The sequence below is a fragment of the Agarivorans sp. genome (genome assembly GCF_050295395.1).
In the GTDB taxonomy this organism is placed as follows: Bacteria; Pseudomonadota; Gammaproteobacteria; order Enterobacterales; family Celerinatantimonadaceae; genus Agarivorans.
The window spans coordinates 1-2,736 of the sequence record NZ_JBNKPP010000135.1 but is presented as its reverse complement, the minus strand read 5'-3'; the positions used below and the strand labels follow the sequence as shown (position 1 = coordinate 2,736).

Here is a 2,736-nt window from a genome sequence, read left to right as displayed (position 1 = left end):
ATAATATGTGTAGCGACATCGCCAACATCAGCCTAAGTGAGTATCAGCAGCGCCAGCAACATGTTTGCCAAATGATGCAACAACAAGGCATAGCCGCACTCTATCTCAATGCTGGCACCAACCTGTATTACTTTACTGGCTTAAGCTGGAACGCTAGCGAGCGACTAGTTGGCGCCTTACTCTGCGCCGACGGTCAATTACATTATCTGGCACCGTGCTTTGAACAAGATTCAATCAATGACTTCATGTTAATCGACGCGCCCTTCCATGGTTGGCATGAACACCAAAGCCCCTATCTCTTATTCAAGCAACTATGCCAACAACTTGAGATTAACGGCAGCATTGCCATAGACGCCAGCGCCGCCTTTTTTTTAGTGGATGGCTTAATCAAAGCGAACCCCGAACAACAGTTTATTAGTGCCGAGCCTTTAACCCAAGCGTGCAGAATGCAAAAGTCGGCTAACGAACTGGCGCTAATGCAGCGGGCCAAAAACATGACCATGGAGGTACAAAAAGCGGCCGCGAGAATCTTACGTCCGGGCATCACCACTACAGAGGTAACAGAGTTTATCAATCAGGCCCACCAAAAAGTCGGAGCCAGCGGTTCATCTTTTTGCATTGTGTTATTTGGCATTGCCAGCTCTTTTCCCCATGGCGTAAAAGAAGCGCAAACGCTAAAGGCCAACGACTGGGTGCTAATTGATACCGGCTGTCTGCTCCATGGTTATCACTCTGATATTACTCGTAGTTATGCTTTTGGTGAGCCAAGTGAGCAACAGCGCCGTGCTTGGCACAGTGAACAAAAAGCGCAGCTAGCTGCATTTCAGGCTGCTCAAATCGGCCGTCCTTGCGCCGAAGTAGATAGAGCAGCACGCTTATCCTTAGCAGAAGATGGCTACGGGCCAGACTACCAGCTACCGGGCTTGCCCCATCGCACTGGGCACGGTTGCGGCTTAGATATTCACGAAGGGCCCTACTTAGTTGCCAGTGACCAAACGCCTCTGGCTGAAGGCATGGTTTTTAGTAACGAGCCTATGCTGGTACTACCTGGGCATTTTGGCGTACGCCTAGAAGATCATTTTTACATGAGCGCCAATGGCCCGGTTTGGTTTACCCAACCAAGCCCAAGTATCGACGACCCCTTTGGCTATCAAAAAGCCTAATCCTTGGCGACCACGAGTTAAGCATGTTAGCTTGTGGTCTCACTATAAGCGCGGCGTAACTCTGGCTCTAGCGCATTAAAAGCCTGCACTAAATTAGGGTCAAAAGCCTTACCACTTTGCTCATTAATAATCGCATAACAGGTATCAAAAGAAAGCTGCGGCGAATCTAATTGCTGCGCCATTAAACTCTCGAAGTGATGCACTAAACTAACGATTCTCGCCTCTATTGGAATCGCTTGGCCAACCAAACGCTTGGGATAGCCCTCACCATCCCAACGTTCATGCTGGCCTACCACTATATTTTTGGCTACCGAACCTAATTTAAAGTTACGCAATAATTGATAACCATTGGATATAGAGCGCTGCTCAGCACGCTGTTGCTGAAGCATATCGCCCTCTTTACCCTTGGGGGAAATACTGCAAAACTTGCCTATATCATGTAGAAAAGCAAACTGATAAATATCCTCTACTACCTGTTCGTCAAGCTCCATATGTTCGGCAAGTAAACGAGAAAAATAGGCTAAGCGTTTAAAGTGTTCATTGGACCAGTTCTGACCACTTTGGTGAAAGTTATCCATCAATTGGCTCAAACTCTCCAGCAACTTATGGGTTTTGTGCTGCTGATGCTGCAAATATAAGTTGCGGCTTACTCGTGCATGTAAGTAACACGCCACGCCACTTAACAAAATGCTAAGCACCAGTATCAACCACCATAATTTACTGTCAGTTAATACCCTAGTAGGCGATAAGTGTTGGGTTAAATAAGGTAAGTAGTCTTGTTTATAAGCCACCAGCAAACGAGAGCCACTATGGACTGGTCGCGCCGCGCTATCTAAATTAATTAGCGCCGCTAAATGCTGGTTAAAATACAAGCGTTGATGTGCTTCGTTGAGCAACTGTGACTCTTTAAAATAACTATCGCAAGGCAACTCTGCACAATAGCGCTTAACTGAATCAGGATGGAATAAAAACTGTTGTTTAGCGTCAACTACAAACAGCCTTAACTCCTCAGGCAAAATGGCGGCCAAGTGCTCAAGCTCTTGCCGAATGTCATAGTTAAACATCAGCGCACCCAGCATTTGCTTAGTTTTAGGGCCGATAATTTGTTTCGCAATACGTAATACTGGGCGATGAGGTAGCTCGAGTACGCCATAATCAACGTTAAGATCCACCTGAGAAAAATAGGTTTGACTTGGGTGCGCTGCAAATAACTCTTTAACGTAATAGCGATGCGCTTTGTTTTGCAATTCAAAGCTATTTAAGCGAATTGGCCGACCACCGCGACTCACTAACTTAAATAACTCAAGGCCGTCGCTATCGAGCAAACGACTCTGCACAACGCTGCGATCACTGAGCATTAACTTAGTCAGTAACTCCTCTAACGCGGTATAATCGCCACTCTCTAGCCCCAGCCTTACCATTGATAGGCCAGCAAAATATTCTAGCTTACGTTGGTCTTCTTGCTCTTTAACTGCCAGAGTCGCCGCAAGCGCAGCAGCTTGCTTGGCTGCGTTAGAAGACAAATCATTAACTAGCTGATTTCTATAAGTAATTAAACCTAAGCTGGTAAAAC

2 protein-coding genes are annotated in these 2,736 nt (G+C 46.3%); one reads left to right on the top strand and one right to left on the bottom strand.

Annotated features, from left to right (window positions below; all coding sequences use genetic code 11):
- Positions 1–1,163, top strand: a 1,163-nt coding sequence (locus tag ACQY6Q_RS08200) for a M24 family metallopeptidase (protein WP_427980049.1), incomplete at its 5' end; no start/stop codon positions are given.
- A gap of 26 nt (positions 1,164–1,189) precedes the next feature.
- Here ACQY6Q_RS08200 and ACQY6Q_RS08195 read toward each other — a convergent pair.
- Positions 1,190–2,736 (bottom strand): HD-GYP domain-containing protein (locus ACQY6Q_RS08195; RefSeq protein ID WP_427980047.1); only part of this gene is annotated, 1,547 nt, incomplete at its 5' end.